The 25259-nt window shown below is 71.0% G+C and carries 27 protein-coding genes and 1 pseudogene; 16 read left to right on the top strand and 12 right to left on the bottom strand.

The annotated features are described in order from the left end of the window. The 11 genes from lepB (ACWF79_RS32955) to ACWF79_RS32905 form a co-directional block, all read left to right on the top strand. The coding region (lepB, locus tag ACWF79_RS32955; RefSeq protein ID WP_453731857.1) for a signal peptidase I at nt 1-730 on the top strand (730 nt) is incomplete at its 5' end. Further along, a complete protein-coding gene (gene lepB / locus ACWF79_RS32950) occupies nt 723-1814 on the top strand; it encodes a signal peptidase I (protein WP_453731856.1) in 1092 nt (363 codons plus the stop codon). The genes lepB (ACWF79_RS32955) and lepB (ACWF79_RS32950), both read left to right, overlap by 8 nt. Continuing rightward, complete coding sequence (gene lepB / locus ACWF79_RS32945; RefSeq protein ID WP_453731860.1) at nt 1696-2655, top strand: signal peptidase I; 960 nt, start codon at nt 1696-1698, stop codon at nt 2653-2655. Before lepB (ACWF79_RS32950) ends, lepB (ACWF79_RS32945) begins: the two co-directional genes overlap by 119 nt. Before the next feature lie 63 nt (nt 2656-2718). Beyond that, the gene (lepB, locus tag ACWF79_RS32940; protein WP_453731855.1) at nt 2719-3468 is read left to right on the top strand and encodes a signal peptidase I; all 750 of its coding nucleotides are present in this window, start codon (nt 2719-2721) and stop codon (nt 3466-3468) included. 107 nt (nt 3469-3575) lie between these two features. Then, the gene (locus tag ACWF79_RS32935) at nt 3576-4052 is read left to right on the top strand and encodes an NUDIX hydrolase (RefSeq protein ID WP_453731859.1); all 477 of its coding nucleotides are present in this window, start codon (nt 3576-3578) and stop codon (nt 4050-4052) included. A 55-nt stretch (nt 4053-4107) separates the two neighbouring features. Then, nucleotides 4108-4416, top strand: coding sequence for a DUF2469 domain-containing protein (locus ACWF79_RS32930; protein WP_005311352.1), 309 nt, complete (start codon nt 4108-4110; stop codon nt 4414-4416). A gap of 105 nt (nt 4417-4521) precedes the next feature. Next, nucleotides 4522-4887 (top strand): YraN family protein, encoded by a 366-nt coding sequence (locus ACWF79_RS32925; protein WP_453731854.1) that lies wholly within the window; start codon nt 4522-4524, stop codon nt 4885-4887. 1 nt (nt 4888) lies between these two features. Further along, nucleotides 4889-6502 carry a YifB family Mg chelatase-like AAA ATPase gene (locus ACWF79_RS32920; RefSeq protein WP_453731853.1) on the top strand — a complete coding sequence of 538 codons (1614 nt, stop codon included), beginning with the start codon at nt 4889-4891 and terminating at the stop codon, nt 6500-6502. Beyond that, nucleotides 6499-7656, top strand: coding sequence for a DNA-processing protein DprA (dprA, locus tag ACWF79_RS32915; RefSeq protein WP_453731852.1), 1158 nt, complete (start codon nt 6499-6501; stop codon nt 7654-7656). The genes ACWF79_RS32920 and dprA overlap by 4 nt, the downstream gene beginning before the upstream one ends. A gap of 239 nt (nt 7657-7895) precedes the next feature. After that, complete coding sequence (gene whiG / locus ACWF79_RS32910) at nt 7896-8732, top strand: RNA polymerase sigma factor WhiG (protein WP_453731851.1); 837 nt, start codon at nt 7896-7898, stop codon at nt 8730-8732. Nucleotides 8733-8803: 71 nt separating this feature from the next. Beyond that, the gene (locus ACWF79_RS32905) at nt 8804-9343 is read left to right on the top strand and encodes a TetR/AcrR family transcriptional regulator (RefSeq protein WP_453731858.1); all 540 of its coding nucleotides are present in this window, start codon (nt 8804-8806) and stop codon (nt 9341-9343) included. Here the strand turns inward: ACWF79_RS32905 and ACWF79_RS32900 are convergent. Further along, nucleotides 9333-9965 (bottom strand): M23 family metallopeptidase, encoded by a 633-nt coding sequence (locus tag ACWF79_RS32900; protein ID WP_453731850.1) that lies wholly within the window; start codon nt 9963-9965, stop codon nt 9333-9335. The two genes, ACWF79_RS32905 and ACWF79_RS32900, sit on opposite strands and share 11 nt — an antisense overlap. A 255-nt stretch (nt 9966-10220) precedes the next feature. Between ACWF79_RS32900 and rpsB the strand changes: the two genes are divergently transcribed. The 5 genes from rpsB to ACWF79_RS32875 all read left to right on the top strand — a co-directional run bounded on the left by rpsB (nt 10221) and on the right by ACWF79_RS32875 (nt 14790). Further along, nucleotides 10221-11129: a 30S ribosomal protein S2 gene (gene rpsB, locus ACWF79_RS32895; RefSeq protein WP_453731849.1), complete on the top strand. Its 909-nt coding sequence runs from the start codon at nt 10221-10223 to the stop codon at nt 11127-11129. Between the two features lie 123 nt (nt 11130-11252). Beyond that, a complete protein-coding gene (gene tsf, locus ACWF79_RS32890; RefSeq protein WP_356896815.1) occupies nt 11253-12089 on the top strand; it encodes a translation elongation factor Ts in 837 nt (278 codons plus the stop codon). Between the two features lie 158 nt (nt 12090-12247). Next, nucleotides 12248-13012 carry a UMP kinase gene (pyrH, locus tag ACWF79_RS32885; RefSeq protein ID WP_453731848.1) on the top strand — a complete coding sequence of 255 codons (765 nt, stop codon included), beginning with the start codon at nt 12248-12250 and terminating at the stop codon, nt 13010-13012. A 135-nt stretch (nt 13013-13147) separates the two neighbouring features. After that, entirely contained in the window at nt 13148-13705 is a 558-nt protein-coding gene (gene frr / locus ACWF79_RS32880; RefSeq protein WP_453731847.1) for a ribosome recycling factor, read from the top strand. Then, nucleotides 13705-14790: a phosphatidate cytidylyltransferase gene (locus ACWF79_RS32875; RefSeq protein WP_453731846.1), complete on the top strand. Its 1086-nt coding sequence runs from the start codon at nt 13705-13707 to the stop codon at nt 14788-14790. Before frr ends, ACWF79_RS32875 begins: the two co-directional genes overlap by 1 nt. Before the next feature lie 115 nt (nt 14791-14905). Here ACWF79_RS32875 and ACWF79_RS32870 read toward each other — a convergent pair whose 3' ends face one another. The 11 genes and pseudogenes from ACWF79_RS32870 to ACWF79_RS32820 form a co-directional block, all read right to left on the bottom strand. Beyond that, nucleotides 14906-15328, bottom strand: a complete 423-nt coding sequence (locus tag ACWF79_RS32870) for an STAS domain-containing protein (protein ID WP_453731845.1) — start codon at nt 15326-15328, stop codon at nt 14906-14908. Between the two features lie 257 nt (nt 15329-15585). Continuing rightward, complete coding sequence (locus ACWF79_RS32865) at nt 15586-16845, bottom strand: tyrosine-type recombinase/integrase (RefSeq protein WP_453731844.1); 1260 nt, start codon at nt 16843-16845, stop codon at nt 15586-15588. A gap of 78 nt (nt 16846-16923) precedes the next feature. Next, nucleotides 16924-17148 (bottom strand): helix-turn-helix transcriptional regulator, encoded by a 225-nt coding sequence (locus ACWF79_RS32860; protein WP_453731843.1) that lies wholly within the window; start codon nt 17146-17148, stop codon nt 16924-16926. A 298-nt stretch (nt 17149-17446) separates the two neighbouring features. Then, entirely contained in the window at nt 17447-18991 is a 1545-nt protein-coding gene (locus ACWF79_RS32855) for a YfjI family protein (protein WP_453731842.1), read from the bottom strand. Beyond that, a complete protein-coding gene (locus ACWF79_RS32850) occupies nt 18988-19332 on the bottom strand; it encodes a hypothetical protein (RefSeq protein ID WP_453731841.1) in 345 nt (114 codons plus the stop codon). Before ACWF79_RS32850 ends, ACWF79_RS32855 begins: the two co-directional genes overlap by 4 nt. Beyond that, nucleotides 19329-20222, bottom strand: coding sequence for a bifunctional DNA primase/polymerase (locus ACWF79_RS32845; RefSeq protein ID WP_453731840.1), 894 nt, complete (start codon nt 20220-20222; stop codon nt 19329-19331). Before ACWF79_RS32845 ends, ACWF79_RS32850 begins: the two co-directional genes overlap by 4 nt. A gap of 85 nt (nt 20223-20307) precedes the next feature. Beyond that, the gene (locus ACWF79_RS32840) at nt 20308-20805 is read right to left on the bottom strand and encodes a hypothetical protein (protein ID WP_453731839.1); all 498 of its coding nucleotides are present in this window, start codon (nt 20803-20805) and stop codon (nt 20308-20310) included. A 226-nt stretch (nt 20806-21031) separates the two neighbouring features. Beyond that, nucleotides 21032-23122 (bottom strand): hypothetical protein, encoded by a 2091-nt coding sequence (locus ACWF79_RS32835; RefSeq protein ID WP_453731838.1) that lies wholly within the window; start codon nt 23120-23122, stop codon nt 21032-21034. Between the two features lie 2 nt (nt 23123-23124). Next, nucleotides 23125-24711, bottom strand: coding sequence for a hypothetical protein (locus ACWF79_RS32830; protein WP_453731837.1), 1587 nt, complete (start codon nt 24709-24711; stop codon nt 23125-23127). A 108-nt stretch (nt 24712-24819) separates the two neighbouring features. Then, entirely contained in the window at nt 24820-25158 is a 339-nt protein-coding gene (locus ACWF79_RS32825; protein ID WP_453731836.1) for an RRQRL motif-containing zinc-binding protein, read from the bottom strand. After that, nucleotides 25155-25259 (bottom strand): annotated as a pseudogene (locus ACWF79_RS32820) (DUF2637 domain-containing protein); the annotation flags it as partial. The gene ACWF79_RS32825 and the pseudogene ACWF79_RS32820, both read right to left, overlap by 4 nt.

Genomic DNA, 25259 nt, shown 5'->3' with positions numbered 1-25259 from the left:
CTCCTCCGAGACGGAGGAGCGGTCGCGCTCCGTGCGTATATCCGAGGCCGCCGGCCGTTTCGGCTGGTCCTGGCGGCGCACCGGGATCATCGGCGCTCTCTGCGTCGTCTTCGTGCTGCTCCTCAGCCACTTCGTGCTGCAGCCGTTCCTGATCCCCAGCCGCTCCATGGAGCCGACGCTCCAGGTCGGGGACCGGATCCTGGTGAACAAGCTGGCGTACCGTTTCGGCGACCAGCCCCGCCGTGGGGACGTCGTCGTCTTCGACGGCACCGGCTCCTTCGTCCAGCAGCCCCCTCAGGAGAACCCGGTCACCGGGCTCCTGCACGGCGCGGCGGCGGCCCTCGGGCTCGCCGAACCCGCCGAGACCGACTTCGTGAAGCGGGTCGTGGGCGTCGGCGGCGACCGGGTCGTCTGCTGCGACAAGAACGGCCGGCTCACCGTCAACGGCGTGCCCGTCGAGGAGTGGTACGTCCAGCTGGGTGACGCGCCCTCGAAGGTTCCTTTCGACATCGTCGTACCGCAGGGCACCCTGTGGGTGATGGGCGACCACCGCAGCCAGTCGAGCGACTCCCGCGACCACCTCGGGCAGCCGGGGGGCGGCATGGTGCCCGTCGAGCGGGTGATCGGGCGCGCGGACTGGATCGGCTGGCCCTTCGGCCGCTGGTCGGGGGTGCCCGAGACCGGCGCCTTCGACGCCGTACCGGCCCCTGTGGCGGTCGGCCATGGGTAACCGGGGCCGGGCCGGCGGACACCGTGCCGACACGCGGCTGCCCACCGGCACACGGCCCACGGAGGGCGGCCGTCCGCTGCCCGGGCGCGCGGAGCGGCGCAAACTCGCCCGCAAGGTCAAACGCAAGCGCCGACGCTCGGCGATCAAGGAGATCCCGCTCCTGATCACCGTCGCCGTGCTGATCGCGCTCGTCCTGAAGACGTTCCTGGTCCAGGCGTTCGTCATCCCGTCCGGCTCGATGGAACAGACGATCCGGATCGACGACCGCGTGGTGGTCGACAAGCTCACGCCCTGGTTCGGCGCCACGCCCGCGCGCGGCGACGTCGTCGTCTTCAAGGACCCCGGCAACTGGCTCCAGGACTCCGCGCCACCCGCCGAGGACCCCGTCGGCGTCAAGCAGATCAAGCAGGCCCTGACCTTCATCGGACTGCTGCCCTCGGCCGACGACCAGGACCTGATCAAGCGGGTCGTGGCGGTCGGCGGCGACACCGTCGCCTGCTGCGGCAAGGACGGTCGCATCACGGTCAACGGCGTGCCGCTGGAGGAACCGTATCTCCACCCGGGGAACGAACCCTCGAAGATCAAGTTCAAGGTGCAGGTGCCCGAGGGCCGGATCTTCGTCCTGGGCGACCACCGCTCGGACTCCGCCGACTCGCGCTACCACCTGGACGAGAAGGACCGGGGGACGATCTCCGTGGACGACGTCGTCGGCCGGGCGGTCGGCATCGTCTGGCCGGTGAGCCACTGGCGCCGCCTGGAGGAGCCGGACACGTTCGCGGCCGTACCGGACGGTCGTTCGGGTGCTGGGTCGGCGGTCGGCGCGTCGCATAGTGTGTCCTCGCGGAATCTGAACGGATTGCCCTGGCTCCCGACTCCTGCGGAACTCCCGCTCGTTATGGGAGTGGTGGGCCTGTCCCTGTTCTGGGGCAGGCATATGCACGGACTGAGGAGTGGATGTGGGGGATGTGGCCGTCGGCGCACGATCCGGACACGACGAGCCCGAGGAGAGGCCCGAGCACCTTGCCGAGTCGGCGGTGGCCATGAGGGACGACTCCGTCGGCGGGCGGGACGCCGACCCTGCTGACGGCCCCGGCTCCGGCGACCAGGACGGCGCGGGTGACGGTGGAGAGGGCGACGAGGCCGGTGAGGCCGGCGACGCTCCCAGGAGGCCGCGTTCCTTCTGGAAGGAACTGCCGCTGCTGATCGGCATCGCCCTGGTGCTCGCGCTGGTGATCAAGACCTTCCTCGTGCAGGCGTTCTCGATCCCCTCGGACTCGATGATGAACACGCTGCAGCGCGGCGACCGGGTCCTGGTCGACAAGCTGACCCCGTGGTTCGGCTCCGAGCCGGAGCGCGGCGAGGTCGTCGTCTTCCACGACCCGGGCGGCTGGCTGGAGAACGAGCCCACTCCGGACCCGAACGTGCTCCAGGAGTTCCTGTCCTTCATCGGCCTGATGCCCTCGGCCGAGGACAAGGACCTGATCAAGCGGGTCATCGCGGTGGGGGGTGACACGGTCTCCTGCAAGGAGGGCGGCAAGGTCATCCTGAACGGCAAGGCGCTGGAGGAGACCTCGTACATCTACCCCGGCTCCTCGCCGTGCGGTGACAAGCCCTTCGGGCCGCTCACCGTCCCCAAGGGCAGCATCTGGGTGATGGGCGACAACCGCCAGAACTCGCTGGACTCGCGGTACCACCAGAACCTGGCGGGCGGCGGCACGGTGCCCAACGAGAAGGTCGTCGGGCGCGCGATCGTCGTGGCCTGGCCGGTCACCCGCTGGGCGACGCTGCCCGTGCCGGAGACCTTCGACCAGCCCGGGCTGAGCAAGGCCCTGTCGGTGGCCCCGGGCGCGGCCGGCCTGGCGGGCGCGCTGCCGCTGGTCCTGTGGCGCAGGAAGAGGCTCACCACTCGGCATACCGCCGCGTAGCGACCCGCGGGTAGGGTGCCGTCCCAGATCGTCGAACCGACCTTCGAGGTGGGGAGCGCTGGGATGAGCGGAACGACACGTACGGAAGGCGGCCGCGGCCGCCTCGGCAGTGTTCTGTCGGGGCTGGCCGTGGCCGTCGGCTGTGTGCTCTTCCTCGGCGGTTTCGTCTGGGGTGCCGTGCTGTACCAGCCCTACACCGTGCCCAGCGACTCGATGACCCCGGCGCTGGCCTTCGGCTCCAAGGTCCTCGCCGAGCGGATCGACGGCGACGAGGTGCGGCGCGGCGACATCGTGATCTTCAACGACCCGCTCTGGGGCGACATGCCCATGGTGAAGCGGGTCGTCGGCGTCGGTGGTGACACGGTGGCCTGCTGCGACAAGGACGGACGGCTCACGATCGACGGCAAGGCGATCGACGAGCCGTACACGCGGCCCGGCGCTCCCGCCTCGGGGCAGGAGTTCTCGGCGACCGTGCCCGAGGGCAAGCTCTTCCTCCTCGGCGACGAGCGGCACACCTCCCTGGACTCCCGGACGCACCTGGAGGAGGCCGGGCAGGGCTCCGTGCCGCGCTCGGCGGTCACCGCCAGGGTCGACGCCGTCGCCTGGCCCGCCGCGGACCTCGTGGAGCGTCCCGCGGGCTTCGCGACACTGCCGGGCGGGCTCTCCGCCCCCGGGCCCGTGCAGCCGCTCTTCTACGCGATCGTCGGTGGGTGTGTACTGATCCTGGGCGGGGCGGCGTACGGGCCGGTGGCCCGGCTCGTCGGCCGTCGGCCGGGAAGCCGGCCGACAGGGAGAGAGACGGTGGACGCGTGACGGGTACGACGGCGGGCGGTGCGGGTACGGCGGGCGGTGCCGCTGCTGCCGCTGGTGCTGGTGGTGTTGCTGGTACGGCGGGTTCGGAGGAGGTTCTCGGGTCGGAGCTGCGCCGGGTGGCCCGGGTCGTGCTGCTCGACCCCGACGACCGCATCCTCCTCATGCACGGCTACGAGCCCGACGATCCGGCCCAGACCTGGTGGTTCACGCCCGGCGGCGGCCTGGAGGGCGACGAGACCCGCGAACAGGCGGCGCTGCGCGAGTTGGCCGAGGAGACCGGGATCACGGAGGTCGAACTCGGACCAGTGCTGTGGCAGCGGACCTGCTCGTTCCCGTTCGACGGGCGGCGCTGGGACCAGGACGAGTGGTACTTCCTGGCACGAACCAGCCAGATCGTGACCGCCCCCGGAGGCCTCACCGAGCTGGAGGAACGCAGTGTCGCGGGCCTGAGGTGGTGGACCTCCGCCGAACTGTCGGCGGCGCGTGAGACGGTGTACCCGACCAGACTCGCCGAACTGCTGCACAGGCTGCTCGACGAGGGACCGCCGAGTGCGCCGCTGGTGCTCGCCCCGGAAATCGCTTAACGGTGCGAGTGGCTGGCGCACAATAGGTGGACGCACGGCTGAAGGGGAACATGCCATGAGCGCCGAGGACCTCGAGAAGTACGAGACCGAGATGGAGCTGAAGCTCTACCGGGAGTACCGCGATGTCGTCGGGCTGTTCAAATACGTGATCGAGACCGAGCGTCGCTTCTACCTCACCAATGACTACGAGATGCAGGTGCACTCGGTCCAGGGCGAGGTGTTCTTCGAGGTGTCCATGGCCGACGCCTGGGTCTGGGACATGTATCGGCCGGCCAGGTTCGTCAAGCAGGTCCGGGTGCTCACCTTCAAGGACGTGAACATCGAGGAGCTCAACAAGAGCGATCTGGAGCTCCCCGGCAGCTGAAACCACCCGCAGGGGTGACGGGGTTCTCCACAGGCCGGAGGTGATCCACCGGCCCGCACGCGGAGCGTCGCGAAGCGTCACAGTCGGTGCCGGAGGTGGTACCGAATGAACGCAACGAGCGCCCTCGGTCAGTACGGAGAACAGCTGGCGGTCCGCAGGCTCACGGCAGCCGGGATGGTCATCCTCGCCCGGAACTGGCGCTGCGGACGGGCCGGAGAGATCGACATCGTCGCCCGGGACGGGGACACCGTCGTCATCTGCGAGGTGAAGACCCGGCGTGACGGCGCCTTCGAGCACCCCATGGCCGCCGTCACCCCGGTCAAGGCCGACCGGCTCAAACGCCTTGCGGCCTGCTGGCTCGACCGCCACGGGGGTCCACCGCCCGACGGCGGCGTCCGCATCGACCTCGTCGGAATCGTCCTGCCCCGCCGAGGCGCCCCCGTCGTCACCCACGCCCAGGGGGTGGCCTGAGATGGGATTCGCCCGCACCTGCTCCGTCGCCCTCGTCGGCGTCGAGGGCGTCGTGGTCGAGGTCCAGGCCGACCTCGAACCCGGAGTCGCCGCCTTCACCCTCGTCGGACTCCCCGACAAGAGCCTCAGCGAAAGCCGCGACCGGGTCCGCGCCGCCATCGTCAACTCGGGCGCCGAATGGCCCCAGAAGAAACTGACCGTCGGGCTGAGTCCCGCGTCCGTGCCCAAGAGCGGCTCGGGTTTCGATCTGGCCGTCGCGGCCGCAGTGCTCGGCGCCGCCGAGCGGATCGACCCCCGGGGCATCGCCGACCTCGTCCTCATCGGCGAACTCGGCCTCGACGGCCGCGTCCGGCCCGTGCGGGGCGTCCTGCCCGCCGTCCTCGCCGCCGCCGACGCCGGCTACCGCCAGGTCGTGGTGCCCGAGCAGACGGCGGGCGAGGCCGCCCTCGTCCCCGGGGTCTCCGTCCTCGGCGTCCGCAGCCTGCGTCAACTCATCGCCGTGCTCTCCGACGAACCGGTACCCGAGGAGGAGCCCGCCGAGGAGGGCCGCCCGGACGCCATGCTCGCCGGGCTCCTCGTCCCCGGGGCGGGGGTCGGCACCGGCCTCGCCGCCGACCCCGCCGACGGGCCGGACCTCGCCGACGTCGCCGGACAGCACGGAGCCCGGCGGGCCCTGGAGGTCGCCGCCGCCGGCAGCCACCACCTCCTGCTCTCGGGACCACCCGGCGCCGGAAAGACCATGCTCGCCGAACGGCTCCCGGGCATCCTGCCCCCGCTCACCCGTCAGGAGTCCCTCGAAGTCACCGCCGTCCACTCCGTCGCCGGCATCCTTCCGCCCGGCGAACCCCTCGTCCGCCGCGCCCCCTACTGCGCGCCCCACCACTCCGCGACCATGCAGTCCCTCGTCGGTGGCGGCAACGGCCTCCCACGCCCGGGCGCCGTGTCCCTGGCTCACCGCGGCATCCTCTTCCTGGACGAGGCGCCCGAATTCTCCGGAAAGGCGCTGGACGCCCTGCGGCAGCCGCTGGAGTCCGGGCATGTGGTCGTCGCCCGCGCCGCCGGAGTCGTCCGCCTCCCCGCGCGGTTCCTCCTGGCCCTCGCCGCCAACCCCTGCCCCTGCGGACGGCACACCCTGCACGGCGCGGGATGCGAATGCCCCGCCTCCCTCATCCGCCGCTACCAGGCACGGCTCTCCGGACCGCTCCTCGACCGGGTCGACCTGCGCGTCGAGGTCGAGCCGGTCACACGCTCCGACCTCCTCGGCCACGGCGGGCGCGGGGAGCCCACGACCGCCGTCGCCGACCGCGTCCGCGAGGCCCGCGCCCGCGCGGCCGCCCGCCTCGCCGGCACTCCCTGGGCCGTCAACAGCGAGGTCCCCGGCCATGAGCTGCGTACACGCTTCGTCGTCGGACCGGGAGCCCTCGCCGCGGCGGAGCGGGACATCGAGCGCGGGCTGCTCACCGCGCGCGGTCTCGACCGGGTCCTGCGCGTCGCCTGGACCGTCGCCGACCTCGCCGGGCACGACCGCCCGGACGCCCAGGACGTCGACCTCGCCCTCGAACTGCGGACCGGCATCGCCCGCGGCGTACCGGTGGGAGCGGGGGAGCGCCCATGATCTCCGCCGACGAGCGCCTCGCCCGCGCCGCGCTCACCAGCGTCGTCGAACCCGGCGACGTCCACGCAGGCCGCTGGCTCCGGCAGTACGGAGCCACGGGCTTCCTCCAGCGACTCCGGGACGCCGCCGAGGCCCCGGACGCCTTTTCCGGCACCGGGGAGAAACGCGTCGCCGGATGGCGGCGGCGGGCCGCGCACGCCGAGCCCGGGCGGGACCTCGACGCCGTCGCCCGGCACGGCGGCCGGCTCGTCGTCCCCGGCGACGCCGAATGGCCCCGGCAGCTCGACGACCTCGGCGACACCCGCCCCGTCGGCCTCTGGGTCCGAGGCCGGGCCGACCTGCGAACGTGGGCGCTGCGCTCCGTCGCCGTCGTCGGCGCCCGCGCCTGCACCCCGTACGGCGCGCACATGGCCACCACGCTCGCCTCCGGGCTCGCCGAGCAGGGCTGGGTCGTCGTCTCCGGCGCCGCCTTCGGCATCGACGGCGCCGCGCACCGAGGGGCCCTCGCCGCACGGGGCGCCACCGTCGCCGTCCTCGCCTGCGGCGTCGACATCCCCTATCCGCGCGGCCACGCCGGACTCATCGGGCGCGTCGCCGAACAGGGACTCGTCATCGGGGAGTTGCCGCCGGGCAGTCATCCCACACCCAGCAGATTCATCCTCCGCAACCGGGTCATCGCCGCCCTCACCCGGGGCACCGTCGTCGTCGAGGCCGAGTACCGCAGCGGCTCCCTCGTCACCGCCCGCGCCGCCGCCCGCCTCGGTCGGCACACCATGGGCGTGCCCGGTGCCGTCACCAGCGGCCTGTCCGCCGGTGTCCACGAGCTCCTGCGCGGCGAGGCCACCCTGGTCACCGAGGCCTCCGAAGTGATCGAACTCGTCGGGGACATGGGCCAGCTCGCCCCCGCCCGGCGCGGCCCGGTCCTGCCGCGCGACCTCCTCGCCCCGGACGCCGCCCGCGTGCTCGAAGCGATGCCGGCGGGCCCCGCCACCCCCGTGGGTGAGATCGCCGACCGGTCCGGCGCCACCGCCGACGACACCCTCGTCAGACTGTACGAACTGCACTCCCTCGGGTTCGTCGAACGGCAAGGCGACGGCTGGCGGTTGACGAACACCCCCACGGAAGGGGCGAACGCGCGGCGAGGCGGTACTTGACCTGGAGCATTCGGGTGAAATGGTGAGGGTGATGACCAACCCAGCTGTCCCGGCCGCCCCTGAGGGGCCGACACGCGCCACGGCCCGGGTTCGAAGATGTGGCCGAGGACGTCCACCCACAGCGGTGCGATCCGCAGAGGTTCGCACACCGCGACCGTCCAGTCACGCTACGCTCGCCAGGATTCCCCGCCGGACACCCACCCCGACAAACCCGCCAGCAGAACGGCTCAAGGCAACGCATGCCCCAGCACACCTCCGGGTCTGACCGCGCTGCGGTGCCCCCAGCAGCCCGGGGCACCGTGCGACCGCCCGCACCGACCTCGCTCGACGAACTGTGGCGGTCGTACAAGGACACGGGCGACGAGCGGCTGCGCGAACAGCTGATCCTGCACTACTCGCCGCTCGTCAAGTACGTCGCCGGCCGTGTGAGCGTGGGCCTGCCGTCCAACGTGGAACAGGCCGACTTCGTCTCCTCCGGGGTCTTCGGGCTGATCGACGCCATCGAGAAGTTCGACGTCGAGCGGGCGATCAAGTTCGAGACCTACGCGATCACCCGGATCCGGGGCGCGATGATCGACGAGCTCCGTGCCCTCGACTGGATCCCCCGCTCCGTGCGGCAGAAGGCGCGCAACGTGGAGCGCGCCTACGCCACGCTCGAGGCCAAGCTCCGCCGCACCCCGACCGAGAGCGAGGTCGCGGCGGAGATGGACATCGGTCTGGAGGAACTGCACGCTGTTTTCAGCCAGTTGTCCCTGGCGAACGTCGTCGCGCTGGAGGAGCTGCTGCACGTCGGCGGCGAGGGCGGCGACCGGCTGTCGCTGATGGACACCCTGGAGGACACCGCGGCCGACAACCCGGTCGAGGTCGCCGAGGACCGTGAGCTGCGGAGGCTGCTCGCCCGCGCCATCAACACCCTCCCCGAGCGGGAGAAGACCGTCGTCACGCTCTACTACTACGAGGGCCTCACCCTGGCCGAGATCGGCCACGTCCTCGGCGTCACCGAGAGCCGCGTCAGCCAGATCCACACCAAGTCCGTCCTGCAGCTGCGCGCGAAGCTGGCCGATGTAGGGCGCTGACCGCGGGCCGCCGGTCGTATGGTGGAGCCGTGCCAAGGATTCGAGCGGCCTCCGTGGCCGAGCACCGGACGATGCAGCGCGGCGCCCTGCTGGACGCCGCGCGCACCCTGCTGTCCGAGGGCGGTACGGAGGCGCTGACCTTCCCCGCCCTCGCCGAGCGCACGGGTCTGGCCCGTTCCTCGGTGTACGAGTACTTCCGATCGCGCGCGGCCGTGGTCGAGGAACTGTGCGCCGTCGACTTCCCCGTCTGGGCGGCCGAGGTCGAGACGGCGATGGCCGGGGCGGAGACGCCCGAGGGCAAGGTCGAGGCGTACGTACGCAAGCAGCTGGAGCTCGTGGGGGACCGGCGCCACCGGGCGGTCGTCGCGATCTCCGCGAGCGAGCTCGACGACGGAGCCCGGGAGAAGATCCGCGCGGCCCACGGCGGCCTCGTCACCATGATCGTCGAGGCCCTCGCCGACCTGGGGCAGGCCGAGCCCCGCCTGGGCGCGATGCTCCTCCAGGGCGTCGTGGACGCGGCCGTCCGCCGTATCGAACTGGGCGCGGCCGAGGACCCGAACGCCATCGCCGAGGCCGCCGTCACCATGGCCCTCCGAGGCGTCAGCGGCTGACCCCGGCTGCAGCACCGCCCCAGGCCCCGGCCCCAGCACCGCCCCAGGCCCCGGCCCCAGCACCGCCCCAGGCCCCGGCCCCAGCACCGCCCCCAGCACCGCCCCAGGCCCCGGCGTCGCCCCCGTACCCCTCCGTCACCGGGAGCAGCCTCGACGGGCCCTGGCGTAGCAGGAGCAGGGGGTTCAGATAGGTGTCGCCTCGCAGGAGGCCCCAGTGGAGGCAGGACTCCCGGCAGTGCGCGGCCCCGGCCGACGGGGCCGCCAGCGTGGCCACCGGGTCGCCTCGGGTGACTTCCGCGCCCGCCGCGACCAAGGGGTCCACCGGCTCGTAGGTGGTGCGGAGCGGGGGGTCCCCGGTCGCCGGCACGGTGATCGTGAGGACGCCGCGGCCGGCCACCCGGCCCGCGAAGGTGACGACGCCCGAGGCCGCCGCCCGGACCGGGGCGCCCACCGGGGCCGCCAGGTCGAGACCGCGGTGACCGGCGGCGTACGGACCGGGCGGCGGCTCCCAGCCGCGCACGACCTCCGGGCGCGGCGGGCCCAGCGGCCATGTCAGGGCCACGGGCGGCACGCTCGGGGGCCACATCAGGGCCAGAGTGAGAAGCAGTGTCGTGAGGTGCATGGCGACACCGTTCCGCACCCGCCCGATTCGCGGTGATCATGGCCGCGATCTGTGGACGACCAGCCGGTTGTGGACAGCGCCGTCACCCGGCACCCCCGGGGTCCCGTACACTTCCTATGGCGATCCGGGTCACCGGGTCGACTTCGCACGCCCCGCCACCCAGCCCTCACCGGCCGTGGCAGCGCCTTTCGGTCCCTTGCGGCACGGCGCGTCGGGGCGTCAGGACATAACCGAGAAACACAAGGAGATACGGCCATGGCCGTCGTCACGATGCGGGAGCTGCTGGAGAGCGGCGTCCACTTCGGTCACCAGACCCGTCGTTGGAACCCGAAGATGAAGCGCTTCATCTTCACGGAGCGCAACGGCATCTACATCATCGACCTGCTCCAGTCGCTGTCGTACATCGACCGCGCCTACGAGTTCGTCAAGGAGACCGTCGCCCACGGCGGCTCCATCATGTTCGTCGGTACGAAGAAGCAGGCCCAGGAGGCCATCGCCGAGCAGGCGACGCGCGTCGGCATGCCGTACGTCAACCAGCGTTGGCTCGGTGGCATGCTCACCAACTTCTCCACCGTCTACAAGCGTCTGCAGCGCCTCAAGGAGCTCGAGCAGATCGACTTCGAGGATGTGGCCGCGTCCGGCCTCACCAAGAAGGAGCTCCTGGTCCTCTCCCGGGAGAAGGCCAAGCTGGAGAAGACCCTCGGTGGTATCCGCGAGATGCAGAAGGTGCCGAGCGCCGTCTGGATCGTCGACACCAAGAAGGAGCACATCGCCGTCGGTGAGGCGCGCAAGCTCCACATCCCGGTCGTCGCGATCCTCGACACCAACTGCGACCCCGACGAGGTCGACTACAAGATCCCGGGCAACGACGACGCGATCCGCTCCGTCACCCTGCTCACCCGCGTGATCGCCGACGCCGTCGCCGAGGGCCTCATCGCCCGCTCCGGCGCCGCGACCGGCGACTCGAAGCCGGGCGAGAAGGCCGCGGGCGAGCCGCTCGCCGAGTGGGAGCGCGACCTGCTCGAGGGCGACAAGAAGGCTGACGAGGCCGAGGTCCAGGCCTCCGCCGAGACGGAGAAGGCCGCCGACGCCGACGCCGCCGAGGCTGCCACCGACGCCGCCGAGGCCGTCGAGGCCCCGGCCGCCGAGGCCGAGCAGGCCTGACCCACGGCCCGGCCCTGACAGGCCGGGTCCGGTTGGTTGTTTCGGATGTGGACGGCGGGGGCCCACGAAGCCCCCGCCGTCCACCCGTAGATCTTTCAGACTTCGAGAGAGAAACTCAGACTCATGGCGAACTACACCGCCGCTGACGTCAAGAAGCTCCGTGAGCTCACCGGCGCCGGCATGATGGACTGCAAGAAGGCTCTGGACGAGGCCGACGGCAACGTCGACAAGGCCGTCGAGGCCCTGCGCATCAAGGGCCAGAAGGGCGTCGCCAAGCGCGAGGGCCGCTCTGCCGAGAACGGCGCCGTCGTCTCCCTCATCGCCGACGACAACACCTCCGGTGTCCTGGTCGAGCTGAAGTGCGAGACGGACTTCGTCGCCAAGGGTGACAAGTTCCAGGCCGTCGCCAACGCCCTCGCCGCCCACGTCGCCGCCACCTCCCCGGCCGACCTGGAGGCGCTGCTCGCCTCCGAGATCGAGCCCGGCAAGACGGTCCAGGCGTACGTCGACGAGGCCAACGCCAACCTGGGCGAGAAGATCGTTCTCGACCGCTTCGCGCAGTACGCCGACGGCTACGTCGCCGCCTACATGCACCGCACCATGCCCGACCTGCCCCCGCAGATCGGTGTTCTCGTCGAGTTCGACAAGGAGAACGCCGAGATCGCGAAGGGTGTCGCCCAGCACATCGCCGCCTTCGCGCCGAAGTACCTCACCCGTGAGGACGTCCCGGCCGAGGTCGTCGAGACCGAGCGTCGCGTCGCCGAGGAGACCACCCGCGCCGAGGGCAAGCCCGAGGCCGCGCTCCCGAAGATCGTCGAGGGTCGCGTCAACGGCTTCTTCAAGGACGCCACGCTGCTCGGCCAGCCGTACGCGCTGGACAACAAGAAGTCCGTCCAGCAGATCCTGGACGAGGCCGGTGTCACCCTGAAGCGCTTCACGCGCATCAAGGTCGGCATCTGAGTCCGTACGCGACGGACACCGGACCCCGGTAGGGTCTGAAGCAGTCGTCCGCGCTCGCGCAGGACGACCGCAGATCTGACGAGGAGGCCATTGCCGTACGGGAAACCGCAAGGACCCACCGGCAATGGCCTTCGTCGTATGTGCACGAGGAGATCTCCATGAACCAGAGCGCCGTACAGGGCGACGACAACCACGGCAAAAAGGCCGGCCGCTTCATGCTGAAGCTGTCCGGCGAGGCATTCGCCGGAGGCGGCAGTCTCGGCGTCGACCCCGACGTCGTGCACAAGATCGCACGGGAGATCGCCGCTGTCGTCCGCGACGGCGCGGAGATCGCGGTCGTGATCGGCGGAGGCAACTTCTTCCGCGGCGCCGAACTGCAGGTACGCGGCATGGACCGGGCCCGCTCCGACTACATGGGCATGCTCGGCACCGTCATGAACTGCCTCGCCCTCCAGGACTTCCTGGAGAAGGAGGGCATCGACTCCCGCGTCCAGACCGCCATCACCATGGGCCAGGTCGCGGAGCCGTACATCCCGCTGCGCGCCGTGCGCCACCTGGAGAAGGGCCGCGTGGTCATCTTCGGCGCCGGTATGGGCATGCCCTACTTCTCCACCGACACCACGGCCGCCCAGCGTGCCCTGGAGATCGACGCCGAGGCTCTGCTCATGGGCAAGAACGGCGTCGACGGGGTCTACGACTCCGACCCGAAGACCAACCCCGACGCGGTCAAGTTCGACGCGCTGGAGTACGGCGAGGTGCTCTCCCGCGACCTCAAGGTCGCCGACGCCACCGCCATCACCCTGTGCCGGGACAACACTCTCCCGATCCTCGTCTTCGAACTGCTCGCCGAGGGCAATATCGCGCGCGCGGTGAAGGGTGAGAAGATCGGCACTCTCGTGAGCGACCAGGGCACCCGGGCCTGAGCCTCGGCTCGAACCGGGTACCGCCCCCTCCCCCAGGGCCTGAACGGCCTGGGGGGGACCCCCTTGGGGCTGGACAGAGCCCTGCCGGTCGTATCACCGTGCAGGACAAGACGCGACGACACGCAGGAGCAAGTGGTGATCGAAGAGACCCTCCTCGAGGCCGAGGAGAAGATGGAGAAGGCCGTCGTGGTCGCCAAGGAGGACTTCGCCGCGATCCGCACCGGCCGTGCGCACCCGGCGATGTTCAACAAGATCGTGGCCGACTACTACGGTGCACTCACGCCGATCAATCAGCTGGCGTCCTTCTCGGTGCCCGAGCCGCGCATGGCTGTCGTGACCCCCTTCGACAAGACCGCGCTGCGCAACATCGAGCAGGCGATCCGTGACTCGGACCTGGGCGTCAACCCGAGCAACGACGGCAACATCATCCGTGTGGTGTTCCCCGAGCTCACCGAGGAGCGCCGCCGCGACTACATCAAGGTCGCCAAGACCAAGGGCGAGGACGCCAAGATCTCGATCCGCTCCGTGCGCCGCAAGGCCAAGGAGGCCATCGACAAGTTCGTCAAGGACGGCGAGGTCGGCGAGGACGAGGGCCGCCGCGCGGAGAAGGAGCTCGACGACACCACCGCGAAGTACGTCACGCAGGTGGACGAGCTGCTCAAGCACAAGGAAGCCGAGCTGCTCGAGGTCTGATGAACGACTCTGCCTGGGGGGCCCCGGCCGGTTCCGGCTACTGGGGGCCCGACCAGGGGCCTGCCCCGGCGGGTCCCGCATACGATGGGCTGCAGGCGGCGCAGACTCGGCCCATGCCCATCGTGCCCGACGTCCCCGCCGGCGATCACCAGGACGACCACGACCGGGGGGCCGCTCAGCCGAGCGGTCCCCTGTTCCGTGACGAGACGCCGAACGAGCACCCGCAGGAGCCCATGTCCAGCCCCCACCGGCCCGCTGCCCCGCAGAAGAAGAGCGCGGGGCGCGACCTGGGCGCGGCCATAGGAGTCGGGGTCGGGCTCGGCGCCGTCATCATCGCGTCGCTCTTCATCTGGAAGGCCGCGTTCGTCGGCGTCATCGTGGTCGCCGTCGTGGTCGGTCTGTGGGAGCTCACGTCCCGGCTCCAGGAGCGCAAGGGCATCAAGGCGCCGCTCGTCCCGCTGGCGGTCGGCGGCGCGGCGATGGTCGTGGCCGGCTACGTCCGCGGTGCGGAGGGGGCCTGGGTCGCCATGGCCCTGACCGCGCTCGCGGTCCTCGTGTGGCGCATGACGGAGCCGCCCGAGGGCTATCTGAAGGACGTCACGGCGGGCGTCTTCGCCGCGTTCTACGTGCCGTTCCTGGCGACGTTCGTGGCGCTGATGCTGACGGCCGATGACGGCCCGGAGCGGGTCCTGACGTTCCTGCTGCTCACGGTCGTCAGCGACACCGGCGCGTACGCCATCGGCTGGCGCTTCGGCAAGCACAAGCTGGCGCCGCGGATCAGCCCCGGCAAGACCCGTGAGGGTCTGGTCGGAGCGGTGACGTTCGCGATGGCCGCGGGCGCGCTGTGCATGGAGTTCCTGATCGACGACGGCACGTGGTGGCAGGGCCTGCTGCTGGGCCTCGCGGTGGCGGCGAGCGCGACGCTCGGCGACCTCGGCGAGTCGATGATCAAGCGCGACCTCGGCATCAAGGACATGGGCACGCTGCTGCCCGGCCACGGCGGCATCATGGACCGCCTGGACTCCCTGCTGCCGACGGCGCCGGTGGTGTGGCTGCTGCTGGTCCTGTTCGTCGGCACGACCTGACCTGCCTGTCGCGTACGTGAGGGGCCCGCCGCTTTCGAGCGCCGGGCCCCTCTCGCGTACGTCCGTGGACTGTGGGGCTACGTCTCCGTCGGGAGACGGGTCAGGGATATGAAGGTCACGTCGCGAACCCCCCGGCGAGGGGGCCTGTCGCGGCCGGCTTCCGTGCCGTGGCCGCGACCGCCCTCAGGAGGTGCTTCACGGCTCGTGACGGGTTCGCCAGCCTGAGGCGGCGTCCGTCACGGGGCCACCAGCGCAGCACGCGCAGGAGACCGGAGTCGCAGAAGGTGACCTGGGAGGCGTCGAGCACGAGTCCGACGTATCCCTCCTCGGCCGCCGACGCCATGAGAGCGCCGAGCGGAGCCGAGCTGAGGCGGTCGATCTCCCCGCTGACGCGGACGACGAGCGTCGTGCCGAGCGTGGTGCAGGCGTCAATGCCTATGACTCCGGGCGCGGTGTCCGCGCCCGAGTCCTGCACGGCAGGAGCGGCCAGGGGTGCGAGAGCGGTGGGCAGTATCGGGGCGATGCTTGCGGTACTCACGCCCCCATCAACGCCTCGCGGCCCGCCCGGGGAAACGATCCACGCGGCCGCTTCACCCCATCTGACCATTACGGATCACCCGGCGAGGGGGAAGATCGACCTGCCCGGTGCGCGCCTGCCGTCCTTCGGCGCATGGCCCCGTGAGTTCGTCTGCGACACTGGTAGGACCATGCCCAAGCCCGGAGAACTCACCGGGATTGGGCGAGGAAAGGCCCCCTGACCTGCACGTTGAGTGCAGATCCGGGGGCCCTCTCGGTTCACGGGGCCGTCTGTGGGCCGTCAGAGACGCGAGGAGCGGGCAGAAACAGCCCGTCGACGGCCTTCCTGGTGCGCTCCAGACTCGTCGGCATCAGGTGCGCGTACACCCGAAGCGTCAGGGCGGGGTCGGAGTGCCCGAGGTACTGGCTCACCGCCTTGATGCTCTCACCGGCGTCCAGGAGCAGCGAGGCGTAGAAGTGCCTGAGGGCATGCATGCCGTGCTCTCGCGCCGAAGCGTACGGCTCTCCGTCGTCCGGCTGCGGGATGACGCCAGCCGCCGCGAGCGCGGGTTTCCACTCCTGGATGTTGAAGTTGCTCCGCCAGACCACGCCCTCGGCGAGGTTGGTGAACAGGAGGCGGGCCGTCACCTTGGGGCCGTCCGGCTTCCTCCACGGCAGGGTGATTTCCACGGGCTTGTGGGCGCCCATGTGCTCACGGAGTGATCCAGCCACATACGCGGGCAGCGGTACGTCCCGTTCCTTGTCGCACTTCGGCGGGGCGAATACCGCCGTTCCCCGGATGAGCTTCACCTGACGAACCACACGCAGCACCCCGGCCGCCAGGTCCACGGCATCCTCGGCAAGGCCGACGATTTCACCCTGCCGGAGCCCGCATCCCGCTCCGACGTCAGCCATCGACCGGTATCGGTCCGAGAGCGCGGCTCGCACTGCACGCACCTGTTCGGGGCTCCAGGGGACGACTCGCCGGGGCTCGCTCGTCGGCGGACGTACGGACTTCGCCGCGCAGGGGTTCCGGGGCAGCAGCTCGTCGTCCACGGCGGCAGAGAGCACCGCCCGTACGTCGCTGTAGATGTTGCGCGCGTACGAGCTGCTGATGGATTTGGCCTCCAGGGCGCCGAGCAGTTGCCGAATGTGCTGGGGTCGGAACGAGTCGAGCGGGCGGGAGCCGATCAGCGGGAAGGCGTGCAGCCTGAGCCTGCGCTCGATCTCGATCTGGCTGGAGAGGCCTGACGCCTGACCTTCCAACCACTTAGTGGCATAGCTCTGGAAGGTCACACGACCGGCCTTCGGGTCGATGTACTGGCCCCGGGACATGTCGGCCTCAATGTTGGCGAGCCACTTCTCGGCGAGGCGCTTTTGCTTGTCGGGGAAGCTCTTGGACCTCTCGGTTCCGTCAGGGCCGATGTACCGGGCCCGGTAGCGGAGCCCCACCCCGTAGCGGTCGCTCTTGACCCGGACGGGTTTGTCGTTGGAGCCGGTTTCGGTCTTGAACCAACGGTCCTGGATGTGGCCAGCCATAGAGGTTTTGGGTCCTTTCGGCGTATGCGTAGGCCCGTGGCGCTCCGGTGAGGAGCACCACGGGCCGAGGAGGGCGGACTAGGCGGCGGCGTTGAGGTCGCCCTGGTGGATGACCCAGGCCTGGACGGCGGCGGGGTCGTAGCGGACGTATCGGCCGACACGGAACCCGGGCGGGCCGGTGCGCTGTTTCCGCCAGTAGTAGACGGTCTCTACCGAGACCTTGAACTTGACGGCGATGTCCTCGGGGGTGAGGTACTCGTCCGGGAGTTCGGTGACGGGCCGGGGCGTCTTGGCGGTTGCCATCGGGCTCCTTCAGCTCGGTTCGGGGTGACAGAACCCGGGGGTGTGTTGACAGAACTGACAGAACCTCGCCGTATGGCCTCTGAGCTGCGGTTTTGGTGGCCTCGTTGGTTGTGACAAAACCTCGGAAAACTCTGACAGAACCTCCGGGCGGGTGTTCTGTCAGAGCAGGCCGTGAGGCCAGGGCGAGGTTCTGTCAGAGTTTCGGGAGGTTTTGTCAGGGCTCCGGTAGTGCGTGTTTCCGCAGGTCAGATGCCGTGTCGGGGGGTTCTGTCAGTTCTGTCAGCGGGGGTGGGGGTTTTCAGGCGCCGAGCCAGGCGCGGGGGTGGGTTTCGTAGCGGGGGGAGGGCGGCCTGCCGCCGCGTCCGTTGCGGGGTGGCGGGGGCTGCTGGCGGACCCAGCCGTGTTCCTCCAGGAGGGTCAGGGCGGGGTCGAGGTCGCGCATGGCGGGGAATTCGCCCCGGGGCACGGCGCGGAAGAGGTCGCGCTTGGTGAAGGCGGTGGTGCGGGTCTCGCACAGGTGGGTCAGGACGGTGTGCGCGGCGGCCAGTGCGGGGTCGGCGCCCATGGCGTCGAACACGTCGAGGGCGTGGGCAGTGAAGTAGTCCCCCAGGCGGGTGGCGGCGGCCATGGTCTCGGCGCCGATCGGGCGGTCCCAGGCGTCTTCCGGGTATGCGGCGAGATGGAGGAGTCCGGCCATGCGGGCTACGGCCCCGTCGCGCTTGCTGGCCCAGTTGATGATCGGGGCGAGGGATCCGCCCTTGCCCAGGCGGGATTCGGTGACGCGCTGATAGGCGAGCAGGACCGCGTCCGCTTCGGGCGACAGGGTGAGGGCGGTGGGCTGGGTCCATGCCGCGAGGGTCAGGGCGAGGCGGCCGAGGTTGTGGGCGTAGGTGGCGGCGGTGTCGGGGGAGAGGAGCTGTGGGGTGAGGTTGCGGCGGCCGACGAGAGATTCGGGCTTGGAGTAGAGGAATCGGGCGAGCAGGCCGCGTCCGTCGGCCCCCTTGATCTGGCCGATGGCGTCGAGGACGGCCGGTTGGACCGCGAGGCCCATGGTGATGGCCGGGGCTTCGACGTACTGGGCGTCTCTGGCCTGCCGGTTGACGCGGGCCATGTCGCCTGAGTGGCCCTTGAGGAAGATGCCCATGTTCGGTGTGCCGCCGGAGTAGCGGCCCGCGATGATCTCGAAGATCTCGCCTTCGGGGGACAGGATCGAGATCCGTCCGTCCTGCTGGGCGAGGAGGGTGGTCAGGGACTCGGCTGTGATGTCGTCGGCGATGAGCTGCGGTTCGGCGGGGACGACGGCTCGCTCGGCTGCGTCCGACAGGGACACGGCGGAGGCGGTCAGGGCGGCTACCTTGTCCGGCTCGGCGTTGGCGGCCAGCTTCTCCGCCCGCTCGGCGGCGGCCTTCGCGATCCGTGCCGCTGCGGCGGCTTCGGCCCTTTGCGGCGCGGTCAGTTCGATGAGGGCCTGCTCGGCGGCGAGCAGGGGTTTGGTCATGAGCCCGAACACGGCGGACTTGCGGTTGCCGGGCGGGAGGGCGACGGCGGTGTAGAGGTTGACCGGCTCGCTCCACTGGCCGCGCACGTTGACGGTGAGGCGTCCGCCAGCGGCGGTGCCAATGACGGCGAGCGCGAGGCACCCGGCGAGGTCGACGGGCGTCTGCGTCTCCTCGGCGACTCCAGCGGTCATGGCGCGAAGCCAGTCGGGAAGTGCGTCGACGGGGAAGGCGGGGAGGGGACCGCGCGGGTTGATGGGTACAGGCTGGTCCCAGACGGGCCCGGTGATGTCCTCGGCGGACATGTCCTCGAACCCTGCCCACAGTTCAGGATCGTGCGTGGTCATGCGGCGGTCCTCCCTTCAGCGGACGGGACCGGGGTCCCGGTACAGGCGGTCTTGTGGGCGTCGTACTTGGCGACCAGCGCGGCCACGGCCTGAAGACCAGTGGCGGTGCCGGTCTGCCCGCAGGCGCAGGCATAGGCGGCGTTCGGGGTGCCGTCGGTGCGCTTGGACCAGCGCGCTCCGTCGTAGTGCGAGCGGTAGACCGGAGCCGCGTAAATCCGGATCCCGGGCTGATCCGGCGTCGGGTCGTCGGGGTTCGAAAGAGGAGCGGAAAGGACGCCTTCGGCGACGACTTTCAAGGCGCCCACGGCTCGTGGCCGCTGGGGTTGCTGGGCGGTACTCATGCCGTTGCTCCCAGGGCGCTGCGGAAGCCGTTGGCGACGGCTCGTTGCGCGTACGCGGAGGGGACGCCGACCGAGACGGCCGCGTCTGCGATCTGGTGGCCGAGCACGTCGAGGCCGCAGGGTCCGGGGCAACCGCTGTGCTGGTTGGCGAGGAACCGGGCGACCCCGTAAGCGGCTGTCCCTGCACCGCTGTCGGGGTGGGCGCTGATGCGGGCTAGACCCCGCCGCAGGCCCGTCTGGACGTAGGTTGCGGTGTGACGACAGCCGGTGGCGACGCTGCGGTCCCACGTGGCGCGGGCCGGGGACGAAGAGTCCACCCCCTGGCGGGGCGGGGTGGTCTCTTCCCTCTCCATCAACGCGAGGACGGCCGACGGCAATGGCGCCATGCTGCCGGTGCCGTGGCCGAGCCAGCGGGCGTAGGCCATCAGGGACTTGATGTCGACGCCGGGCCGTACGTGGTTGGCGGAGGGCATCGCGCCCCGGTAGATCCAGTGCTCGCCCCGCGTCGTCGACACGGTCCGGGACGGGGGGAGGGTCTGGCGGGCCCACGCAACCGCGTCGGCGTTGTCCAGGTCGACCACGGTGACTCCGGCGCCGCCCGGGTGGTAGGCGACGGCCCCAGCGCGGCGCCATGCGGCAGCCCAGGGGGCGGAAGACAGCAAGGCAGGGTCGGTCGTAGCTGCGGCCCAGGCGTGGCACGGGAACGGGCACAGACAGGGCCCGGGAGTCTTCATGTTCGGCCGACCACCGCAGGCGTTATCCGCGCAGGAGCGGCAGTTGCCGAACGGGACCTTCCCCGTCCGCAGGGGCAGTACCGGGATCCCGGTAGAGGCGACGCGTAGAGCGAGTAACCCTGCGGAGCCTCGCGTGAACGGGTTTGCATGGGTCATGCTGGGAGACCTCCAGGTCTTGAGTCGATCGGGAGATGAGGGCGGCCCGAGGCTTTGGCGAGACGCGGGCCGCCCTTGGCTTTGTTCAGCGGCGGTTGATGGTGCCGTTCGCACGGCCGAACAGGCCGGTCGCGGTGATGTTCTGCGTGATGTGCGTGCCCCCCGCCCGGCCCGTGCGGCTCCCGGTTGCGCGGCGGGTGACGCACAGGAGGAGCGGCACGGCGAAGACGGCGGCGACCACGAGGGCGGCGGCGGACCAGAGTGCTTGGCTCATGGCGATCAGTCCCGGGGCGGCGTAGGAGAGTCCGATACCGGCGGCCGCGACCCCGCCGCCAACGGTGGGAGCGAGCAGGGCCGTGGTCTTGGCCCACGCGGGCACCGGCTGCGCGATCGGAACGGCGGCCGGGGCCGGGGTGGGGTGGGTGTAGGCGAGGGTGCGAACCCCGTTGGGGAGGGTGACCCAGTCGACGCCGGGCGGGATCTCGGCAGGCAGGATCACCGGCTGCTGAACGACGGTGGGGTGCAGGATCGGGTCGCCGTAGCGGGTGGGGGTGGTGCTCTCGTGCGGGGTCTCGTAGTGCACAACGGTGTCCCTTCAACGCGGGCGGGCGGCGCCTTTTGGTGAGGTGCCGCCCGCCGGGGCTGGTGACGTTGTGTGGTTGTAGTGGGGTGCGGCTACTGGGTAGTGGGTACTGGGGTCCCCAGTAGAAAAGCCTGTTGAAAGCCGCTGTGTGCCTTGCTGGGCCTGTCTACTGGGTAGTGGGGCGATGCCCCGCTACCCAGTACCCGGTAGCTCTCTGTGGAGCGTTCTAGGCGTGCTCGGGGTGGACGTAGACGGAGTGCGGGCCGTTGTCGCGGTAGACGAGTTCGCCCCGGTCGGCTGCTGCCTTGAGTCCCGCCCGCACGGTCTTGCGGTCCTTGCCGACGGAGTCGGCGACGGCGGAGGGTTTCATGCCCTCCGGCCCGGCGGCCTGGATGGCGGCGATGGCGGCGGGTAGCCAGTCCGGGCCACCCGGCTCCTCCCGGCTGTTGCGGAGGGCAGAGAGGTTCAGCCCGGTCTGGGCGGTCGGCTGCTCGGTCACCGGGTCGGTCTCGTTGGGTTCGGGGGTGGTGGCGAACTCGGCGTCGATCTGCTCGCGGAACCGCCGGGCCAGCTTGTCGGCTTCGGACTCAACCGTGGGGACTCCCTCGGTGCGGAGAGCGGAGAGGTTCAGGCCTCCCGGCCTTCCGGGCGGCCCCTGTCGGTTGTCCACGGGGCTGTGGGTGTGTGTGCGCATCCATGCGGTGCGGTCGGGGGCCCACCGGTCGATGTAGGCGGTGCCTGCGGCCCGGCGGGAGATGTCGTCGAGGGTGGGGTGCATGGTGCTGGTCGCGGCGACGATGTCGCGGATCTGGTTCGGCAGGATCCGCCAGTTCTTGAACAGGGCGGCCGGGGATTCCGGAGTGCCCATGAACCCGGAGCCCTTGTAGGGGGCCTGGTCGACGCGCAGGCCACGGGAGCCCGGGAACACCCTGGACAGGTCCATGCCCTCGACCTCGCCGCCGGTCAGGCAGACCCTCGCCTTGGCCTCGCGGCGGATCATCAGGTTCCCCAGCACGGCCCCGGTGGCGCCCAGAGCGGTGAGAACGGTCCGGATGCCCATGGCACGCAGCATCCGGATGATCTCCAGGATCTTCTTGGCGAGTTCCTTGATGCGCCTGTCAGTGCTGGTGAGGATCTCGGCGCCCTCGTCGATCACGAGCATGATCTGCGGGATCTGCGCGCTGATGGGTAGCTGGTCGGTGTTCCGCTCGGCCATCAGGTCCTGGTAGGCGACCTTCCTGTGGTGGCCGACCGCGAGCGCGGTCTCCAGCATCAGCATCGCTTCCTCGTAGGAGGACGCTAGCCAGTCCACCCCCGGCGTGAGGCCGTCGACGAACCGGCCCTCGGCATCGAGCGCGGGACGAACCCACGGCAGACCCGCCGATCCGGCGTTCAGGTCGATAACCCAGGTCAGGACGTCGGTGGTGCGGGCGAACCCGGCGAGGATGACGTGGACCATGTTCGTCTTGCCCGACCCGGTAGGCCCCACGACGAGCGCGCACTGCTCACGCAGGTAGACGCGGATCTCCTCGGCGTTGGTGCGGTAGCCCCAGGGGATCCCGGTGTAGATCGACAGCGGCGTGTACTCGGTGGGGTAGGTGATTTCCTCGGCGAGGACGTTGACGGTGGTGACATCGATCAGCACACGTCCCTGGTCGATGCCCCGGGACGCGGTGGCGGTGCAGCCGTGCGGCAGCCGGGCATCGGAGGCCAGTTGCGCGGCGTACTGGGCGATGCGGTCGTAGGTGGCGCCGCCGGGCGGGAGTTCGGCGTCGATCGTGAACCCGGTCCCGGTCGGCCACATCTCCACCGCCAGTACGCGGATGGTGATGTTGCAGACGCGCTGGATCCGGTCGACCCACTCCGCCGCGATCGCCCGCCGCTCGGCCGACAGCTCCGCCGCGACCTGCCGCTCAGCAGCCGCGATCGCCTCCAACTCCCTCGCCTCCTCGTACAGGAGGGTGGAGCGGGCGGCAGCCCCGAGGCCCACGCCCAGTGTGGCCAGGGAGCCAAGAGCGGCCCAGGTGAGCGGACCGGTGGCCATGGCCCAGGTGGTCCACCCGGCGCCGAGCAGCCACGATGCGGCACGCATGGAGACGGTGCGGCCGGAAAGGCGGTCGCGGAGGCTGGTGATGGTGTGGCCGATGGCGCCTGCGGTGCCTGCCGCGAGGGCCCAGCCGGGGGGCATACCGGTGGCGGCGCCGGTGGTGGCGATGGCTAGGGCTCCGGTGGTGGCGGACAGGGCGCCGGTCACGGGTCCGTGACCGGCCGCCCAGTCCCACACCGGCCCCGTCTTGGTGGCGGTGTTGGATGCCATGGTCAGACGTTCCATCCCTTCTCGGCCTCGGTCCCGTTGCGCGGGTCCTCGTGGCGGGCGATGTCCTGCTCGTGGGCGGTGCGGAACAGCGGCCCCATGTCCTCCGCGACCGCGACCGCGCTCATGAGGGCGCCGAAGATGTCGTTGAAGCCGTCCGCGACTTCCTTCTCCAGCGGGAACTCCGAATCGGCCCGCTCGGCGAGGATCTTCATCACGTTCGCCACGCTGGTCAGCGCGGCGGGCAGCCCTTCGACCATGGCGAGGATCTCCATGGCGTTCTCGGGCTCGTAGCCGTTGGCGGCGGATTCCATCTCCGCTGCGTACTCCTCGAACCGGAAACCCGACACGATCTCTCCCTCGGCGGTGTTGTCACTGGTGGTGGGTGCGGCGGGAACGACCCCGTCGGGCCGCTCCACCGTGTCGCTGATCTGCTCGGACGCGTCGTCGGCCGCCTGGGCGTCGATGGCGGCCTCGTCCTTCTCCAGGGAGGCCCGGATCTGTTCGTCCCGGGCGGCGCGCTGCTCGGCGGCGGTGTGGGTGAGACGGGCGTAGAGACGGCGGCCGGGGTGGATCAGCCACGGGATGCCGAGCTTCCGCCCGAGCGGCGAGGTGAGCATCCCGACGATCCCCAGTGCACCCGCGAGCAGAGCCGCGAGCAGACGGCGCCGCTGGAAGCGGGCGGCTGACCTGCGCAGGGCTTTCCGGGCCGCCTTGCGGACCGGGGCCTTACGGACCTGGTCACGTTGCGCGTCGACCTGCCCGGCCGACCGGCGGTCCCGCGCCTTACGGGCCCGCTCTGTCGCCGCGCCACGGGCCTTGCCGACCCTTCCGGCGGCCTTGCCCACCGCCCGGCCCACAGGGCCCTTCTTGGCGAGCGAGGCGGACCTCTGGGCGGCCTTGGCCTGACGGCGGGCGTCCGCGACCGAACGCCGCGCATCCTTAGCATTGTTGCGGCGCGCGGCCCGCGACGGTGAGGCTTGCCGGGCGGCATCCCGCACGGCCTTGACCTGCCCCACGCGTCCCGCAGACCTGCGAGACCCGGCAGCAGAACCCCGTCCAGACGCACCGGCCGTGGACGACTTGCCGCCGTGGTTCAGCCCAGCCGACTTCTTCCCGGCCTGGGCCGATCCGGCAGCGGCCCGGGATCCGGCGCCGCGCCCGCGACGAGCGGACTTTGTGTTGCCGACGCTTCCGGTGCGGGACTGTGTCGGCACCCGTCCCGAACCGCGCTGACCTGCTGCCTCCTTCCCCGCCGCACTGCTCGTGCGGGCCGTACGGCCGTTGCCGGACTTGGACTTGGGGTTGTTCTTGCGGTCGCGGCGGCGGGCGGTGGCTGCTGCGGTGCCAAGGATGACGGCGCCGGTCGCGGCGACCGCGAGCGCGGCCGGACCCCCGACCAGCGCGGCAGCGGCCAGGAGCGTCGTTGTGGTGTTCGTGCCGGTCACCGCGAGCGGCACGACCGGCCAACCGCCCGGCGTGTGCTCGACGGCCGGGGCGGCGGGGGTGGGTGCCGGTTTGAGCGTCTGGGGCGTTGTGGTGTCCGGCGGGGCCTCAGGGCCCGCTACCGGAGTGATGGTGGTGTCCGTCATGCTGTGTGCACTCCTTCGCGGAGAACAGCAGGGCTTCCACGCAAGGCTTCCTACGGCGCGGCGTGTCGGCCCTGCTGGGCGAGGTGTTGCAGGTCAGAACGGGTGCGATCAGGCAGCCGCGTGAGCGGGTGAGTCGGCGCACGGGACGCACATGCCGAGTGAGCGCGGGATGCGGTATCCGGCGTCACGGCGGCAGTTGGGGCAGGTCCGCTGCGCCGTGTTCGCACGCTCCAAGGCAGCCCAGCGGGCCGGGGTCATGGGGCGGACGGGCTTGGCCCGGTCGATCCGGTAGAGGTAGGCGACCAGCGGCCCCCGCCGACGGCGGGGGCGTTCGAGCTGCGCGGCTACGTCCTGTCCGCCGGGCCGCAGGCCGAGGGCCCGCAGCTGGCGGTAGGTGGCCAGACCCTCGGGGGCGAGGCGCCACCGGTAGACCGGCAGCCCGCTCACGAGGCAGCGCCTTCGAGCATCCGCCCGGCGGCGGCTTCGCGGTGCTCCTGGTAGCGGGTGGAGACCCAGCCGACCGACCAGCCGCACAGCTCCACAGCCGC

Source organism: Streptomyces sp. NPDC054975 (assembly GCF_053609105.1).
The sequence above is the reverse complement of the archived record's forward strand: the minus strand, read 5'-3'. Positions and strand labels throughout refer to the sequence as shown.